Source organism: Oleiagrimonas sp. C23AA (assembly GCF_011759385.1).
Lineage (GTDB): Bacteria > Pseudomonadota > Gammaproteobacteria > Xanthomonadales > Rhodanobacteraceae > Oleiagrimonas.
On the sequence record NZ_JAARLY010000001.1, the window covers coordinates 310,416 to 326,651 of the forward strand.

The 16,236-nt window shown below is 65.0% G+C and carries 8 protein-coding genes, 1 tRNA gene and 1 pseudogene; 6 read left to right on the plus strand and 4 right to left on the minus strand.

The features are described from left to right. The first annotated feature begins 8 nt into the window (after positions 1 to 8). From HBF24_RS01365 to HBF24_RS01385, 5 genes are all read left to right on the plus strand, one after another. On the plus strand, positions 9 to 1,520 hold the full coding sequence (locus HBF24_RS01365; protein WP_343162681.1) for a thymidine phosphorylase family protein: 1,512 nt from the start codon (positions 9 to 11) through the stop codon (positions 1,518 to 1,520). Next, positions 1,517 to 2,437, plus strand: coding sequence for a ribose-phosphate diphosphokinase (locus HBF24_RS01370; RefSeq protein ID WP_167167807.1), 921 nt, complete (start codon positions 1,517 to 1,519; stop codon positions 2,435 to 2,437). The genes HBF24_RS01365 and HBF24_RS01370 overlap by 4 nt, the downstream gene beginning before the upstream one ends. Beyond that, a complete protein-coding gene (locus HBF24_RS01375) occupies positions 2,434 to 3,864 on the plus strand; it encodes an MBL fold metallo-hydrolase (protein ID WP_167167810.1) in 1,431 nt (476 codons plus the stop codon). The genes HBF24_RS01370 and HBF24_RS01375 overlap by 4 nt, the downstream gene beginning before the upstream one ends. Further along, positions 3,848 to 6,355, plus strand: a complete 2,508-nt coding sequence (locus HBF24_RS01380; protein WP_167167090.1) for a plasma-membrane proton-efflux P-type ATPase — start codon at positions 3,848 to 3,850, stop codon at positions 6,353 to 6,355. The genes HBF24_RS01375 and HBF24_RS01380 overlap by 17 nt, the downstream gene beginning before the upstream one ends. 89 nt (positions 6,356 to 6,444) lie before the next feature. Then, positions 6,445 to 10,197, plus strand: coding sequence for a diguanylate cyclase (locus HBF24_RS01385; protein WP_343162682.1), 3,753 nt, complete (start codon positions 6,445 to 6,447; stop codon positions 10,195 to 10,197). Between the two features lie 59 nt (positions 10,198 to 10,256). Here the strand turns inward: HBF24_RS01385 and HBF24_RS01390 are convergent, their stop codons facing one another. Both HBF24_RS01390 and HBF24_RS01395 read right to left on the minus strand, forming a co-directional pair. After that, entirely contained in the window at positions 10,257 to 11,528 is a 1,272-nt protein-coding gene (locus tag HBF24_RS01390; RefSeq protein WP_167167813.1) for a DUF4010 domain-containing protein, read from the minus strand. A gap of 159 nt (positions 11,529 to 11,687) precedes the next feature. Beyond that, a tRNA-Val gene (locus tag HBF24_RS01395) sits at positions 11,688 to 11,762 on the minus strand. 155 nt (positions 11,763 to 11,917) lie between these two features. Between HBF24_RS01395 and HBF24_RS01400 the strand changes: the two genes are divergently transcribed. Then, positions 11,918 to 12,289, plus strand: coding sequence for a lipid-A-disaccharide synthase N-terminal domain-containing protein (locus HBF24_RS01400; RefSeq protein ID WP_167167816.1), 372 nt, complete (start codon positions 11,918 to 11,920; stop codon positions 12,287 to 12,289). On the opposite strand, the pseudogene metH reads toward HBF24_RS01400, so the two are convergent. Both metH and HBF24_RS01410 read right to left on the minus strand, forming a co-directional pair. Further along, positions 12,274 to 14,985: pseudogene (gene metH, locus HBF24_RS01405) on the minus strand (methionine synthase); the annotation flags it as partial. The gene HBF24_RS01400 and the pseudogene metH sit on opposite strands and share 16 nt — an antisense overlap. A 132-nt stretch (positions 14,986 to 15,117) precedes the next feature. Further along, positions 15,118 to 16,206: a homocysteine S-methyltransferase family protein gene (locus HBF24_RS01410; protein WP_167167821.1), complete on the minus strand. Its 1,089-nt coding sequence runs from the start codon at positions 16,204 to 16,206 to the stop codon at positions 15,118 to 15,120. Between the last annotated feature and the right edge of the window lie 30 nt (positions 16,207 to 16,236).

The following is a 16,236-nucleotide window of genomic DNA, read 5'->3' on the forward strand; positions in this document are numbered from 1 at the left end:
AGTCGGTCGTGAATGCGACAGGTACGCTGCGCCCACGCCGGCTGGGCGTCGATACGCAGCACGAGGCAGTGGTGGTGCTGCGCGCCGATGCGCCGGTGTGCCGCGCCGAAGGCTTCGAGGCGCATGCGCGCGTCGAGGTCAGTTCGCCGCGTGGCAGCATCCTGGCCACGCTGTACATTCTGCACGCCGGCCAGATGCTGGACGAGGACGAGGTGGGCCTCTCCGAATCGGCATGGACGCAGCTTGATCCGCAACCGGGCGAGCGCCTGAGTTTTCGTCATCCGGTGCCCAGCGAGGCGATGAGCCACGTGCGCGGCAAGATCTACGGTGCCACGCTGGGCGAGGGCCAATACGAGGCGATTATCGGGGAAGTGGTCGCCGGTCGCCTGAGCAATGTCGACATGGCCGCGTTTCTGGTGGCCTGCGCCGACGGGCGCATGACGCCGACCGAAGTGACCGCGTTGACCCGCGCCATGGTCCACGGCGGGAGCCGCCTGAGCTGGCCGCATCCGCGCGTGGTCGACAAGCACTGCATTGGTGGCCTGCCCGGTAACCGCACCACGCCGATCGTGGTCTCGATCGTCACCGCGCTGGGACTGATCATGCCCAAGACCAGCTCGCGTGCCATCACGTCGCCGGCCGGCACTGCCGACACCATCGAAACCATGACCCGCGTCGACCTGGATCTGGAAGCGATGCGGCGTGTGGTCGAAGCCGAGGGCGGCTGCATGGTCTGGGGTGGCGCCATGGCGCTCAGCCCCGCCGACGACGTGCTGATCCGCGTCGAACGCATGCTCGATCTGGACAGCGAGGGCCAGCTGGTGGCCTCGGTGTTGTCCAAGAAGGCCGCCGCTGGTTCCACCGACGTGGTCATCGACATCCCGGTGGGCGACACCGCCAAGGTGCGCAGCCAGGCCGAGGCCCAGGCGCTGCTGACCGCACTGCGCCGCACCGCACAGGACATCGGCCTGAATCTGCACGGCCTGATCAGCGACGGCAGCCAGCCGGTGGGGTGTGGCATCGGTCCGGCGCTGGAGGCCCACGATGTGCTCGCGGTGCTGCAGAACCACCCGGAAGCGCCGGCTGATCTTCGCGCGCGGGCGCTGGATGTGGCCGCGGCGGTGATCGAGATGGGCGGGTTGGCGCAGGGCGCGGCGGCGCATGGGCTGGCCTTGAACGTGCTGGCCGACGGCCGTGCCTGGCGCAAGTTCCAGGCCATCTGCATGGCCCAGGGCGGGCTTCGCGAGCCCGGTCGTGCCAGCCAGCGACATGCCGTTTGCGCACCGACCAGCGGCCACATCAAGGCCATCGACAACCGCCTGCTGGCGCGCGTGGCCAAGCTGGCCGGTGCGCCGCACGTGGTCACCGCCGGCGTGTATCTGCACGCGCATGTCGGTGACGCGGTTCAGGCCGGGCAGCCAATGTTCGATGTCCATGCCGAATCGCGCGGTGAACTCGATTACGCGCTGGACTTCATCGGCCGGCACCCGGCCATCTTACATCTGGAGAGCGTTGCATGATCTGTTTGTACACGATGCCCGGCAACGCGCCGACGGCAGGGGCGCTGGCCGCCCACCTGGACGGCGACTATGCCGTGCGCTGCGAGCCGGTATCGGTGCATGCATTTCCCGATGGCGAGAGCATGGTGCAACTGCCGCCGCCGGCGCCGGACACTGAGGCGGTGCTGGTGTGCACGCTGGACCGGCCCGATACCAAGACGGTGCCGCTGCTGGCGGCGGCCGCCACGCTGCGAGAACTGGGCGCGCGGCGGGTCGGGCTGGTCGCGCCGTACCTGGCCTATATGCGCCAGGACAAGCGCTTTGCGCCGGGGCAGGCGGTCTCGGCGCGCAGCTACGCCGCGTTGCTGTCGGCGCATTTCGACTGGCTGGTGACGGTCGATCCGCACCTGCATCGCATTAAGCAGCTGTCGGAAGTCTACGCGCTGCAAAGTCGCGTGGTGCACGCCGCGCCGTACCTGGCCGAGTGGATCAAGGCGCATGTTCCCAGGCCGCTGATCATCGGTCCGGATGACGAAAGTGAGCAGTGGGCGCGCGATGTCGCCGCGCGCATCAACGCGCCGGTGCTGGTGCTGCGCAAGCAGCGCTTCGGCGATACCGATGTACGCGTGACGGTGCCCGAATTGGGTCACTATCCCGAACATACGCCGGTGTTGCTGGACGACATCATCTCCAGCGGTCGCACCCTGGTTGGTGCGCTAGAGCATCTGCGCGAGGCGCACAGCGTGCCGGCGGTCTGCGTGGCCGTGCACGGCCTGCTCGCCGGGGATGCCATGGCGCAGATCCGCGCCGCCGGCGCCGCGCAAATAGTCTGCAGCACCAGCGTGGCGCATGAAACGGCGCTCATCGACATCAGCGCGGCGCTGGCCGAGGGTGTGCGTGAGCTTGTGGCGCCGCGCGTCACGGAGGTGACGGCATGATCCGCTTCAGCAGCCACGGTGCGGCCAAGCAGGTCACCGGCTCATGCCATCTGATCGAAACCTCCCGCGCGCGGGTGCTGATCGATTGCGGCATGTTCCAGGGCAGCCGCGAGCTGGCCGAGGAAAACGCCGAGGGCTTCGGCTTCGAGGCCAGCAAGGTGGATGCAGTATTGCTGACGCACGCGCATCTGGATCATTGCGGACGCCTGCCGTTGCTGGTCAAGCGCGGCTTTCACGGGCGCATCCACTGTACCGCTGCCACGCGCGAGCTGGGTCGGCTGGTGATGCTCGATTCGGCCGGACTGCAGGAAGAAGACGCGCGCCGTGCGCAGCACCATGCCCGCGGTCGCAGCGTGCCCGGTCCGCTATACGGCACGCTGGATGCCCTGCGTACCATGGATCATTTTGCCGATCCGGTGGCCTACGGTCAGCGCCGCGAAGTGGCGCCGGGTATCTGCGCCACCTTCGTCAACGCCGGGCACATCCTGGGTTCCTCGTCGGTGTTCGTGGAGATCGAGGACGACGGTGAGCGCGTCACGGTGCATTTCTCCGGCGACCTGGGCAGTCCCGGCCGGCCATTGCTTGATGATCCCGTGCCACCCCCGCATACGCCAGATTATGTGGTCATGGAAACCACCTACGGTGACCGCAACCATCGTCCCTGGCAGGCCTCGGTGGACGAGTTTGTCGACACCATCCATGGTGCCTACGAACGCGGCGGCAACGTGTTGATACCGAGCTTTGCGCTGGAACGCTCGCAGGACGTGCTTTACGTGCTTTACCAGGCCATTGAGCAGGGCCGCCTACCCAGGCATCTGCCGGTGTTCCTGGACTCGCCGATGGCCATTTCGGCCACGCAGATATTCATGGATCATCCCGAGGCGCTGCGGGCCGGTTTCCGCGAGGAGCTGGCCAAGCGCGACCCGATGCAGTTGATGGGGTTGCACATGACGCGCGAGACGGCCGACTCGATGGCCATCAACCGCATTCACGGAGGCGCGGTGATCATGGCCGGCTCGGGCATGTGCACGGGCGGACGCATCCGTCATCACCTGCGCCAGAATCTGGCTGATCAAAATAACAGTGTGATCTTCGTCGGCTATGCCGCCCAGGGCACGTTGGCGCGCATCATCGTCGATGGTGCACGCAGTGTGCGTCTGTTTGGCGAAGAGATTCCGGTGCGTGCGGCCATCCACACCATCAATGGTTTCTCGGCCCATGCCGGGCAGCATGAATTGCTGGCCTGGCTGGATGCGTGCGGGCATCCGCGCGAGGTGTTCCTCGTGCATGGTGACTATGATCGCGGCATGCGCGCTTTTGGCGAGCAGTTGGACGCGCGCGGCCAGGAATGGCGCATGCCCGGTCACGGCGAGCCGATACGCCTGCACGCCCACCGCAAGGGAGGCGTCCGTGCCCATCACGATTGACACCAAGAAGGCCGAAAGCGCCTCGGTCGAAGAGACGCTGGCTACCCTTCAAACCACCGCCGACGGCCTGGACGGCCAAACCGCCCGTGCGCGTCTTGACGAATATGGGCCCAATCGCCTGCCGGAAGACCGACGCAGCGGTTGGCGGCGCCTGTTGCATTATTTCTGGGGGCCGATACCGGGCATGATCGAGGCCGCCGCGGTGCTGTCGGCACTGGTGCGGCACTGGGCGGACCTGGTGATCATCGTGCTGCTGCTGCTGTTTAACGCCGCAGTTGGCTTCTGGCAGGAGTACAAGGCTTCCAGCGCGCTCGACGCGCTCAAGCAGCAACTGGCGATGAAGGCACGCGTGCGCCGGGACGGTCAGTGGCAGGCCATCGATGCGGCCGAGCTGGTGCCCGGCGACGTGGTCAGCGTGAAGCTGGGCGATATCGTGCCGGCCGACATCAAGCTGGTGGCGGGCGATTACCTGAGCGTGGACCAGTCTGCGCTGACCGGTGAATCGCTGGCCGTGCAGCGTCGGCGTAGCGAGGTGATCTATTCCGGCTCCATCGCGCGGCAAGGGCAGATGCAGGGCGTGGTATACGCCACCGGCGCGCACACCTACCTGGGACGCACCGCGCAGCTGGTGCAGAAGGCTGGCGCGCCCTCGCATTTCCAGAAAGCGGTGCTGTCGATTGGTGACTACCTGATCTATATCAGCCTGGCGCTGGTCATTGTGCTGGTGGGTATCGAGCTGATGCGCGGCCTGCCGTGGCTGGAGCTGGTGCAATTCGCACTGATTCTGACGGTCGCTTCGATCCCGGTGGCGATGCCGGCGGTACTGTCGGTGACCATGGCGCTGGGCGCGCTCAATCTTTCCAAGGACAAGGCCATCGTCTCGCGGCTGGAGTCGATCGAGGAAATGGCCGGTGTCGATGTGCTGTGCTCGGACAAGACCGGCACGCTGACGCGCAACCAATTGACGCTCGGCGAGACGCAGCTGTTCGGCGTCGACAGTGCCGAGTGGCTGCTGCGAGATGCGGCCATGGCAAGCGAGGCCGATAATCCCGACGCCATCGACAGCGCCGTGTTTGCCGCCGTCGCCGACGGGCGCGTGCCGGAGGGCTATACGCTGGATCACTTCGTGCCGTTCGATCCGGTCAGCAAGCGCTCGCTGGGCGCCTGGCAGACACCCCAAGGCGGCACGCGCGAGGCGGCCAAGGGCGCGCCGCAGGTGATGCTGGATCTGGCCGGCGTTGACGCCGAGACGCGCCAGCGCGCGCAGGCCTGGATCGACGCGCAGGCCGAACGCGGCTATCGCACACTGGGCGTGGCCCACCGCGAGGACGCTGGCGCCTGGGTCTTCGACGGCATGCTGGCGCTGTTCGATCCGCCGCGCGAGGACTCGGCACGCACCATTGCCGAGGCCCGCGCACACGGCATCGAAGTGAAGATGATCACCGGTGACAACCAGGCGATTGGCCGCGAGCTGGCAGGTCAGGTAGGCATCGGGCGCAACATTCTGGCGGCCAACCAGGTGTTCGGTGCCGATGGCGCGGCGCCGGCCGATCTTGCCGAGCGCATCGATGCCGCCGACGGCTTTGCGCAGGTGTTCCCCGAGCACAAGTACGGCATCGTCAAGGCACTGCAGGCGGCCGGCCATCAGGTGGCCATGACCGGCGATGGTGTCAACGACGCGCCGGCCTTGAAACAGGCCGATGTGGGCGTGGCGGTATCCGGTGCCACCGAGGCCGCGCGTGCGGCGGCCAGCTTGATCTTGACCGCACCGGGCCTGTCCACGGTGGTCAAGGCGGTAGAAGAGGCCCGGCGCATCTTCGAGCGTATGAACGCCTACGCCGTGTATCGCATCACCGAGACCATCCGCATCATGGTGTTCGTGGTGTTGGCGATGCTGGCCTACAACATCTACCCGATCACTGCGGTGATGATCATCCTGCTGGCCTTCTTCAATGATGTGCCGATCATGACCATCGCCTACGATCGCACCGCGCTGGACCCCAAGCCGGTGCGCTGGGACATGCGCCGTGTGCTGAGTGCGGCCACGGCAATGGGCCTGACCGGCACTATTGGCAGTTTCCTGATGCTGTACGTGGCCATCGATTACCTGCACTTGCCCACGCCCAAGGTGCAGACCTACATCTTCCTGAAGATGGCCGTGGCCGGGCACCTGACACTGTTCGTTTCGCGCACCCGCGGCGCCTATTGGCGCAAGCCGTGGCCGGCGCCGGTGATGCTGTGGTCGGCCATTGTCACCAAGGTGGCGGCCACGCTGTTGTGCGCTTGGGGCCTGGGCCTGGTGGCGCGCATTTCCTGGGCCGAGATCGGCCTGATCTGGGGCTACTCACTGGTCTGGTCGCTGCTGACCGACTGGGTCAAGCGCGTGGTCTACCGGCATCTGGAGCATGTCGCTCCACGACACCGCGAGTTTCTAAGGACCTTGCAACATCCTTTTCACGCCTATGTCGGAGCGCGCCGGCGTAGGTCCTGATCGACGCCGGAGGCGCGAGCGCGGCGGCTGATTTATGATGACGCAGGGGCGCAAGGCTGCCCGCACACAAACACGCGTCGGGAGAAGCCGTGGACAGGGGCATATCTTCGGTCAACAGCGCGCACCGCGAGCGATTCTATCGCAGCGTGGCCGAGACCTTGGCCTTGCTGCACGCAGCCAGAGGACGGGATCGTCGTCAGGCGCTCGGCGAAGTCGCCGATGCATTGGCTTCGACCCTACAGGTGCCCCTGGTCTGGATCGGCTGGATCGACGCCGCAAGCCTGGCCGTGGAGGTGATGGCCGCCGCCGGCTCGGCCAAGGGCTATGCCGAGACCCTGCATCTGAGCCTGCGAGAAGGTAGCCCGGACGTCAGCAGCCCGCTGGCACAGGCGCTACGTGACGCGCGTGTACAGTTGGTCTCGGTTGACTCGCCCATCTTCGCACCCTGGCAGGCGTCGGCCAGACATTACGGCCTGGTGTCGTCCATCGTGGCGGTATCGGCGACCAATGAAGGCGGGCATATTTCGCTGGCCGTATACGCCGATGACCACAGTTGGACGCAGTCCCCTGATCTTGCCGACTGGGCCCAGCGACTGGTGTCCGAGATGGCACGATTCTGGGACCATCAGGCCCTGCTGGAGCGCGATCTTCGGCTGGGTCGTTACCGCGAGGCACAGCGGCGTATCCAGCGTGCCTTGCTGCGACAACCCGATCCCGACGCGGTGTTTCATACACTGGCCGAGCAACTGGTCAAGGTGGCCGGTGCTGCCGCCGTGGGCGTGTTCGTCGCCGAGGAAGGTCGCGAAACACTGGTGCGACGGGCGCTTGCCGGTCCCATGGCCGAAGCCATGGCCGGGCTGCCCGAGCCCGGAAAGACCAGCACGGACGCGGTTCCCTACATGCCCACGCAGGCATTCATGAGCGGTCAGGCAGTCGTCCGGGTCCGTCCCGGTAGCCGTGACGATGTGTCTGAAACCTGGAAGCACAGCGCTCTCAATACGATGGGCGCGCTGGGCTGCTGGCCGTTCTCCGGCGGCACCAACGGGGAGCCCGCTGGCGTCTTTGCGGTCGCCACCTACGAGGCCGATGCGTTCGATGGCGAGATGCACCATCTGTTCGACGAACTGGCCGAAGCGGCGGGGCTGGCCCTGGAACGGCACCGGCAACACCATGCGCTGGCGCAGGAGCGTGAGCGTCAGACCCAGTTTGCCTTGCACGATCCGCTGACCGGATTACCCAACCGGAGGGCGCTTGAGATCCACCTGGATACGGCGCTGGCAGAGGTGACCGCCAGAGGGCATGCGCTGGCGGTGGGTCTGCTGGATCTGGATGACTTCAAGCCGATCAACGACACCTACGGCCATGCTGTGGGTGACCGGGTATTGATCGGCATTGCCAAACGCTTGCAGGCAGCGCTACCGGCTCAGGGCTATGCCGCGCGACTGGGTGGCGACGAATTTGTGCTCGTGTTCGAGCTTGTTCATGGTGAGCTTGACCTGGACGTGTGGCTGGCACCTATATGGAAGGCTCTGCATCGGACGATCAGCATTGACGACAAATCGTTCGAGCTCTCGGCAAGTCTCGGTATTGCCCTGTATCCGGACCATGCCAGCGGCAGTGGTGACCAATTGTTGCGGTTCGCTGACCAGGCGATGTACCGCGTCAAGGCGGACAAGCAGCACCGATCCCAGTGGTGGTCGTTGCCACACGCCGGGGCTTCCGTGCCTGACCCGGAAAACGTGTCCGAGCCTGTCACCACGCCGCATGGCGCACATGCAGCGGCGGCGTTGATGCCGTGGACGGCGTGTTTTGAAGCCCTCGTGCCAACGCTTGTGGGTGATCTGGTCTCCTGGCTGGAGGAGCATGCCGGTGCGCAACGCGTACTCAAGGTTCTTCCCGACGAGGATCTGCAGCGGCTGAAGGCGTTGTTCGCGCGGCGTGTGCGGCAACTGCTGGCCGCCCGCGTGAACCTCAGACAGCAGCGTCGCCAGGCTTTTATTCTCGGCTGCATGTTCGCGGCCAGTGGCGTGGAGGAAGTCACGCTGCTGGAAGCGGCCGAGTATCTTCGCGACCTGGTAGCCAGCGCTTTTGGCGCAGCCACGCATCGCGATCGCCGGCCTGTGGGGATCGTTCTGCAACGGCTGGCGATGGAGCGACAATGGCAGATTGAGGGCATGCGCCAGCTGCAGCGCACGCGCATGCGCCTGCTGTCGCAGGTCAGTGCGTTGGCCTGGTCGGCCAGCAGCTATCTGGAGTTGATCCGGGGCGTGGTGGATGTCCTTATCCGGGATCCGGAGGCCTGTGCATGCACGGTCGGTCGTCCCGACGAAGCTGGCTGCCTGGTATACGAGGCTGTTGGTGGTGATGTGTTCAAGGCTTATCTCAGGGCAGTAGCCGCCGGCCAGGCCGCACCCATCAGCGTCAGGGAGAGCCTGGCGGGTGGCAGTGGGCCCAGTGGTCGTGCCTGGCGCAGCGCCAGTATTCAGCGCACTGGACACTACGCCAGCGATGCTGCCGCCAGTCCCTGGCGCGATGTCGCGCTGTCTCTCGGGGTGCGTTCCAACGTGGCGGTGCCGCTGTTTCGCAGTCCAGGGAAGCCCGAGGCGCTGTTGACGCTGTATTCCTCGTTTCCGGGCGGCTTCTGCAGTGACGATCAGCAGGCCTTTCTGGAGCAAGTGAAGACTGTGCTGGATCTGGCCTTGGCCAGGCTTTCGCCACGCCGGCATGAGGCTCAGCTGCTTCCTTTTGTGGTGCGTGATCGCTGGCGCCGCCTGTTGCCTACGCCAGCGCTGCAAATGCACTACCAGCCGTTGGTATGTCTTCGCCGTGGCCAGGTGATCGAGCTGGAGGCGCTGGCGCGGCTGCGTGACGAGAACGGCCAGTGGCTGTTGCCTGGGCGCTTTCTTCATGCGTTCAGTGAGGACGACCTGCTACTGCTGTTCGAGCGGGCGTTGCAGCAGGCCACCGCGTGCCGGCAGCGGCAGTTCGCCGCCGGGCGCGAGCTGGATATCGCCGTCAACCTGCCGGCTTCGGCACTGCATGATCGTCGTTACGTGCAGGCCGCCGAGAGGGTGTTGTCCGCCACGTCCTGCCCTCCCGGCGCCGTGCTTCTGGAGGTGCTTGAGTCGCCACTCAGCATGGATGAGGGGCGTGGCGATGTTTTCGGTGATGCCCATGAGCGTGAGGGATTGCTGGCACTGAAAGCGCTGGGCCCCCGGCTGGTGGAGGACGACCTGGGTTCGGGCTACAGCTCGCTGATCCGCTTGCGCCAATGGCCGTTCGACCGGGTCAAGATCGATCAGGCGATCGTTCGCCAGGTTCGTGAGGAACCCTTGCAGACATTGCGCTTTATCAGGCAACTGGTGCGGCTGGGGCATGAGTTGGACATGGAGGTCACCTTGGAGGGGCTGGAGAGTGCGGGGCTGGTGGAGGCGGCGCTGATTCTGGATGCGGATACCGGTCAGGGTTTCGCGCTGGCCCGGCCAATGCCGGAAGAACAGCTTGACCACTGGTTGCCCAACTTTCGAGTTCCATGGCATACGCAGAGGCCGGTGACCGCGATGGGCGCGCTTGCCTCGGCCGTGGTCTGGGAGGAGCGCCTGGTGGCACTGGCCTCTGAATCGGATCTGTGGGGGCGCTTTGCCGCCTCCTCATGTGGTGTCAGCGCATATCTGCGCCATCATCCGAGCATGGATGACGCGTTCCTGCACGCCCATGACGAACTGCATGCCCGTGCTGCCCATGGCCCAATGCACCCCGACTTCCGGCGCGCGCGCGACACATTCATGGAGCATCTGGTCGCGCAGGTAATGGCCGAAGAGCACACCCCCTGTGCCGACTGAGGCATCGCGTCAACGGCCATACAAGGGGGCAATACACAGCCACGCAGGAGTGTGGCGGCTCAGGTCAGGGCGACCCACAGCAGTGACAGTGCCAGCGTGGCCGCCAGCCACAGCGCGGCCGGAAGCATGCTGCGCTGCCGCGACAACACCATGGCGTAGCAGGCCTTGAGCAGGTTGTTGCTGCCGGCCGCCAGCACTATGGCACCGGCAATCATGGGGGTGCTGGCCCGCCCTGGGCTTCCCAGCAGCGACAGCACGAAGGGATCGATATCGGTAAACCCCACCACGATGCTGAGCACACGCAGGCCGGCGTTGCCGAAGTGCGCCGTCACATAGTGCGTAATGGCGGCAAAAAGCACGAACAGGGCGGCGAACACGAACGCCACCGAAAGCTCCAGCGGGTGGCGGGATACGGCGGGAGGGGCGCTGGTTGCATGCTGCCTTGTACGGCGCCACAGCAGGCCCGATACCCCAGCGGTCATCACAATCAGCAGCGCAAATGGCAGCAGTACCCGGCGTGCCAGCACCCACGAGCCGAGCATCAGCACAATGCCCCACAGCCGGACGTACATTACCGCGCTGGCGATGAGCACGGCTGACGGCGCCTGGGCCGCAGCCACGGCATCGTTGCGGGCCTGGCGTGCCAGCACAACGGTGGTCGCCGTACTTGAATAAACGCCTCCCAGCACGCCGGTCAGCAACATGCCGGCACGTGGAAACAGGTAGCGTCGAGCAAGATAGCCGGCGTAGGAGATACCGCAGACCACGACCACGGCCAGCCATACGCTCGAGAAGCTCAGTCCCGGCAGGCCGGGTAGCGGCTCCCTGGGCAGCAGTGGCAAAACCACACCGGCCAGCAGCAGGAACTTGGCGAAGGTAGCGCCTTCGGCGACCGGCATGGCATCAGAGAAGCGCCGGATGCGTGGCATCTCGGCCATGGCCAGTATCGGCCCCATGGTCAGCACCGCGACCAGCCACACCGGCTGAGTCAGCACCAGCGGTCCCATCAAGTAGGTGATCAGGGCCACGCACAGCGGCATAGCCGTACCGGCCTGGGCATTGCGGCTTCGGCTTGGTGGGTAGGCGGCCAGCCCCAGCCATAGCGCGGCGGACAGAAGACCCGCTCCATACAATAGGTGCGCGGGTCCATTGTCCAGTTGCCACAGCACAAAGCCGATAAGGCCCAGCAGTGAGAGCGTGCGGGTGGTGCCAAAACCCAGTGGCTGATCCTGCGCGCGTCGATAGCCATGCAGCTCAAGTCCCAGCACGAAACTCAGGACCAGGGTGACCACGCAGGGCACGAGAAGGCCGGGCAGGGCAGTGGGTGTCAAGCGATGGCTCCAGTCAGAGCGATGCGCGCCATGCGTATCGTACGCCTTCCAGTCTCGGCCGGCACTGTTCGCGCTGTCTTGCGCCAGCGCAAATGCAGGGTGGATACGTGCACTGGAAACGAAAAAAGCCCGGCAATGCCGGGCTTTTTTCTTGAATCTTGGTGGGCGGTACAAGGATCGAACTTGTGACCCCTGCCGTGTGAAGGCAGTGCTCTACCGCTGAGCTAACCGCCCCAAGAGAGCGCGCTATGGTAGGGATGGATTGTCGATCCGTCAACACTTTTTTGCTTGAATGGCTGCTGCGCGCCACGATGTCGCCTGACTCGAGTGTGGGTGCAAGCGAGAGTTGCTAGAATCGCGCGTTATTTTTCGTTAGCCGACTTGAGCCCATGGACTTTCTGCACCACGAATGGCAGCACATCATCAATGCGCTGCGTACCTTCGAGATTACGCCATGGAAAGCCATCGGCTTTCTTGGCATGGCCCTGTTCACCAGCCGTTGGTTCGTGCAGCTCTATTACACCCGCAAGCACAAGCGGGTGGTCATGCCGCTGGCGTTCTGGTGGCTGTCGGTGTGCGGCAGCATGATGCTTCTGTCTTATTTCACGTTCGGCAAGAATGACTCGGTCGGCATCATGTCGAACGTGTTTCCCGCCTTTGTGTCGGTCTATAACCTGATCGTGTTCTACCGCAGCGAGCGCGAACGCAAGATGGTCACCGGTCATCCGCGCAACGACGACAACACTCAATCCGGGTCGTAGTCGAGGTTCGGCGCCAGCCAGCGTTCGGCTTGTTCCAGGCTCCAGTCCTTGCGCCGGGCGTAGTCGGCTACCTGTTCGCGGGTCAGACGCCCGACCACGAAATACTGGCTGTCCGGATGCGAGAAGTACCAGCCCGATACCGCCGAGGCCGGATACATGGCAAAGCCTTCGGTCAGTTCGATGCCGGTGTTGGCGGTGGCGTCCAGCAACTGGAACAGCGTCGCCTTCTCGGTGTGGTCCGGGCAGGCCGGGTAGCCGGGGGCAGGGCGGATGCCGCGGTACTTCTCGGCAATCAGCGCGTTGTTGTCCAGCGTTTCGTCGGCATCGTAGCCCCAGTATTGGCGACGCACGCGCTCATGCATGCGCTCGGCGAAGGCTTCGGCCAGGCGGTCAGCCAGGGCCTTGAGCATGATCGATGAATAGTCATCGTGTGCATCCTCAAAGCGCTTCACATGCGCCTCGATGCCGAGGCCGGCAGTGACCGCGAAGCCGCCCACCCAGTCTTCGACGCCGGTATCTTTCGGCGCCACAAAATCGGACAGGCAGAAATCCGGACGCTCGGCCGGCTTGTCGACCTGCTGGCGCAACTGGTGCAGGGTGGTCCGCACCTTGCCATCGTCGCCATAGACTTCGATGTCGTCGCCGACACCGGAAGCCTTCCAGAAGCCGATCACGCCGCGCGCGGTCAGCCACTTCTCGGCGATCAGTGTGTCGAGCATGGCCTGGGCATCGCGATACAGCTCGGTGGCCTGCGTGCCGACGATGTCGTCGTTCAGAATGGCAGGGAAGCGCCCGGCCAGTTCCCAGGCGTTGAAGAACGGTGTCCAGTCGATGTACCGGCGCAGTTCCGCCAAGTCGTAGTTGTCGAAGACGGTAAGGCCTTTTTTGCGCGGCTTGGGCGGCGTGTAGGCGTTCCAGTCGCCCTGCCAGCGCTGGCCGCGGGCATGCGCCAGACTGACCAGTCGCTTGCCGCTGCCGCGGTTCTTGTGGCGCTCGCGCACCTCGGCGTACTCGGCGCGGATCTTGGTCATGAATTCGTCGACCAGCTCCTTGCTGAGCAGCGACTGGGCCACGCCGACCGCGCGCGAGGCGTCCTTTACCCACACCGTGGGCGCCTGATAGTGCGGCTCGATCTTCAGCGCGGTGTGCGCGCGCGAGGTGGTGGCGCCGCCGATCAGCAGCGGCAGCTCCAGACCCTGGCGCTGCATTTCCTTGGCGACCTGGCTCATTTCTTCCAGTGAGGGCGTGATCAGGCCGGACAGGCCGATCATCTGCGCGCCGTGCGCACGCGCTTCTTCCAGAATTTTCTGCGTGGGCACCATCACGCCCAGGTCGATGACCTCGAAGTTGTTGCAGCGAAGCACCACGCCGACGATGTTCTTGCCGATGTCGTGCACGTCACCCTTTACCGTTGCCATGATGATGGTGCCGTTGTTCTTGCCGGCATCGCCGGTGCGGCGTTTTTCTTCCTCGATGTAGGGGATCAGGTGCGCCACGGCCTTTTTCATCACGCGCGCCGATTTGACCACCTGCGGCAGGAACATCTTGCCGGCGCCGAACAGGTCGCCAACCACATTCATGCCGGCCATCAGCGGGCCTTCGATCACATCCAGCGGGCGGCTGGCGGCGACGCGTGCTTCCTCGGTGTCTTCGGTGACGTAAGCGTCGATGCCATGGACCAGCGCGTGCGAGAGGCGCTCGGCCACCGGCTTTTCGCGCCAGGCCAGGTTCTCGACCTTGACCTCGCCCTTTTTGGCCTTGAAGCGCTCGGCGATCTCCAGCAGGCGCTCGGTGGCGTCGGCGCGGCGGTTCAGCACCACGTCCTCGACGCGCTCGCGCAGGTCGGCGTCCAGGTCGTCGTAGATGGCCAGCGCGCCGGCGTTGACGATGCCCATGTCCATGCCGGCGGCGATGGCGTGGTACAGGAACACCGAATGGATCGCCTCGCGCACATGGTTGTTGCCGCGGAACGAGAACGACACGTTGGATACGCCGCCAGAGACATGGCTTTCCGGGAAGCGCCTGCGCAGTTCGCGCGTGGCCTCGATGAAGTCCACGGCGTAGTTGTCGTGTTCCTCGATGCCGGTGGCGATGGCAAAGATGTTGGGGTCGAAGATGATGTCTTCGGACGGAAAGCCCAGCTTGTCGGTCAGCAGGTTGTGGGCGCGCGTGCAGATCTCGATCTTGCGCTCGCGGGTGTCGGCCTGGCCGGTTTCATCAAAGGCCATGACCACCGCGGCCGCGCCGTATTGCATGATGGTGCGCGCGTGGGCCAGGAACTGTTCTTCGCCTTCCTTCAGCGAAATGGAGTTGACCACGCCCTTGCCCTGCAGGCAGCGCAGGCCGGCTTCGATGACTTCCCACTTGGACGAATCGACCATCACCGGCACGCGGGCAATATCCGGCTCGGAGGCGATCAGATTGAGAAAGCGCACCATGGCTTTCTCCGAATCGATCAGGCCCTCGTCCATGTTCACGTCGATGATCTGTGCGCCGTTTTCGACCTGCTGGCGCGCCACCTCGACGGCTTCTTCGTAGCGGTCTTCCTTGATCAGCGTGCGAAAGCGCGCCGAGCCGGTGACGTTGGTGCGCTCGCCGACGTTGATGAAGTTCAGGTCCGGGGTCAGGACCAGGGGTTCAAGGCCGGACAGTCGGGTATAGCGGGTCATGCAAGATTCCATGCGTTGAACGGACTGCGCGACGGCAGCGTGTAGCGATAGGGCAAGGGGTTTACCCCCTCCCGGCCTCCCCCTGTAAACAGGAGGAGGAGATGTCGCGCGTGCGCGGCGCGGTCGCGTGCTTGCCGTCGCGCCAAAGGGGCCATGGCCTCAAGCCGCCTCTGAGATGGCGCCGGGGGCCTTGCGCGGCGCATGATGCTTCACTGCGCCGGCGATGGCTTCGATGTGGCCGGGCGTGGTGCCGCAGCAGCCGCCGACCATGTTCAGAAGGCCGTCACGGGCGAAGCCTTCGATGGTATGGCCCATCTGCTCGGGGGTTTCGTCGTACTCGCCAAAGGCATTGGGCAGGCCGGCATTGGGGTGCGTGCTGATGCGGCAGTCGGCGATGTCGGAAAGCGCCTGGATGTGTGGGCGCAATTCCTCGGCGCCCAAGGCGCAGTTGAGGCCAATCGACATCGGCCGCACGTGCGCCAGCGAGACGTAGAACGCTTCGGCGGTCTGGCCGGAAAGCGTGCGTCCGGAGCGGTCGGTGATGGTGCCGGAAATCATCACCGGCAGGCGCGCGCCGCGCTCGCCGAACAACTGGTTGATGGCAAACAGTGCCGCCTTGGCGTTGAGCGTGTCGAAGACGGTTTCCACCATCAGCAGGTCGGCGCCGCCGTCGAGCAGACCGGCCGCCGCCTCGGTGTAGTTGTCCACCAGCTCACTGAAGCTGACGTTGCGAAAGCCCGGGTCATTCACGTCAGGCGAAATCGAGGCGGTGCGGCTGGTCGGTCCGAGCACGCCGATGGCAAAGCGCGGCTTGGCCGCATCCTTGGCCTCTTCGGCGGCGCAGGCAGCACGTGCCAGCTGCGCGCCCTCGCGGTTGAGCTCGTAGACCAGATGCTGCAGCTGATAATCGGACTGGCTGATGCGCGTGGCATTGAAGGTGTTGGTTTCGACCAGGTCGGCGCCGGCCTGCAGATAGGCACGGTGGATATCGGTGATGATGTCCGGCTGGCTGAGGCTCAGCAGATCGTTGTTGCCTTTCAGCTCGCAACCGCAGTCGGCGCCGTGCTGATGGTGCTGACTGTCGTAACCGTCGGCAAAACGCTTGCCGCGGTAGCCGGTTTCGTCCAGCTTGTGGCCCTGCAGCATGGTGCCCATGCCGCCATCCATGATCAGGATGCGTTGGTCCAGGGCCGCCAGTAGCGTGTTGGCGCGTTCCGGGCGGAGCCAGGGCAGTTGATGGTCGCTCATGGGAGAAGTCCGTCGGCGATAAAGGAAGGC

Bases quoted from the DNA above. Each gene is read 5' to 3' on its own strand.
- HBF24_RS01375 (WP_167167810.1), top strand. From the start codon at position 2,434: ATGATCCGCTTCAGCAGCCACGGTGCGGCCAAGCAGGTCACCGGCTCA.
- HBF24_RS01410 (WP_167167821.1), bottom strand. From the start codon at position 16,206: ATGAGCGACCATCAACTGCCCTGGCTCCGCCCGGAACGCGCCAACACG.
- HBF24_RS01370 (WP_167167807.1), top strand. From the start codon at position 1,517: ATGATCTGTTTGTACACGATGCCCGGCAACGCGCCGACGGCAGGGGCG.
- HBF24_RS01400 (WP_167167816.1), top strand. From the start codon at position 11,918: ATGGACTTTCTGCACCACGAATGGCAGCACATCATCAATGCGCTGCGT.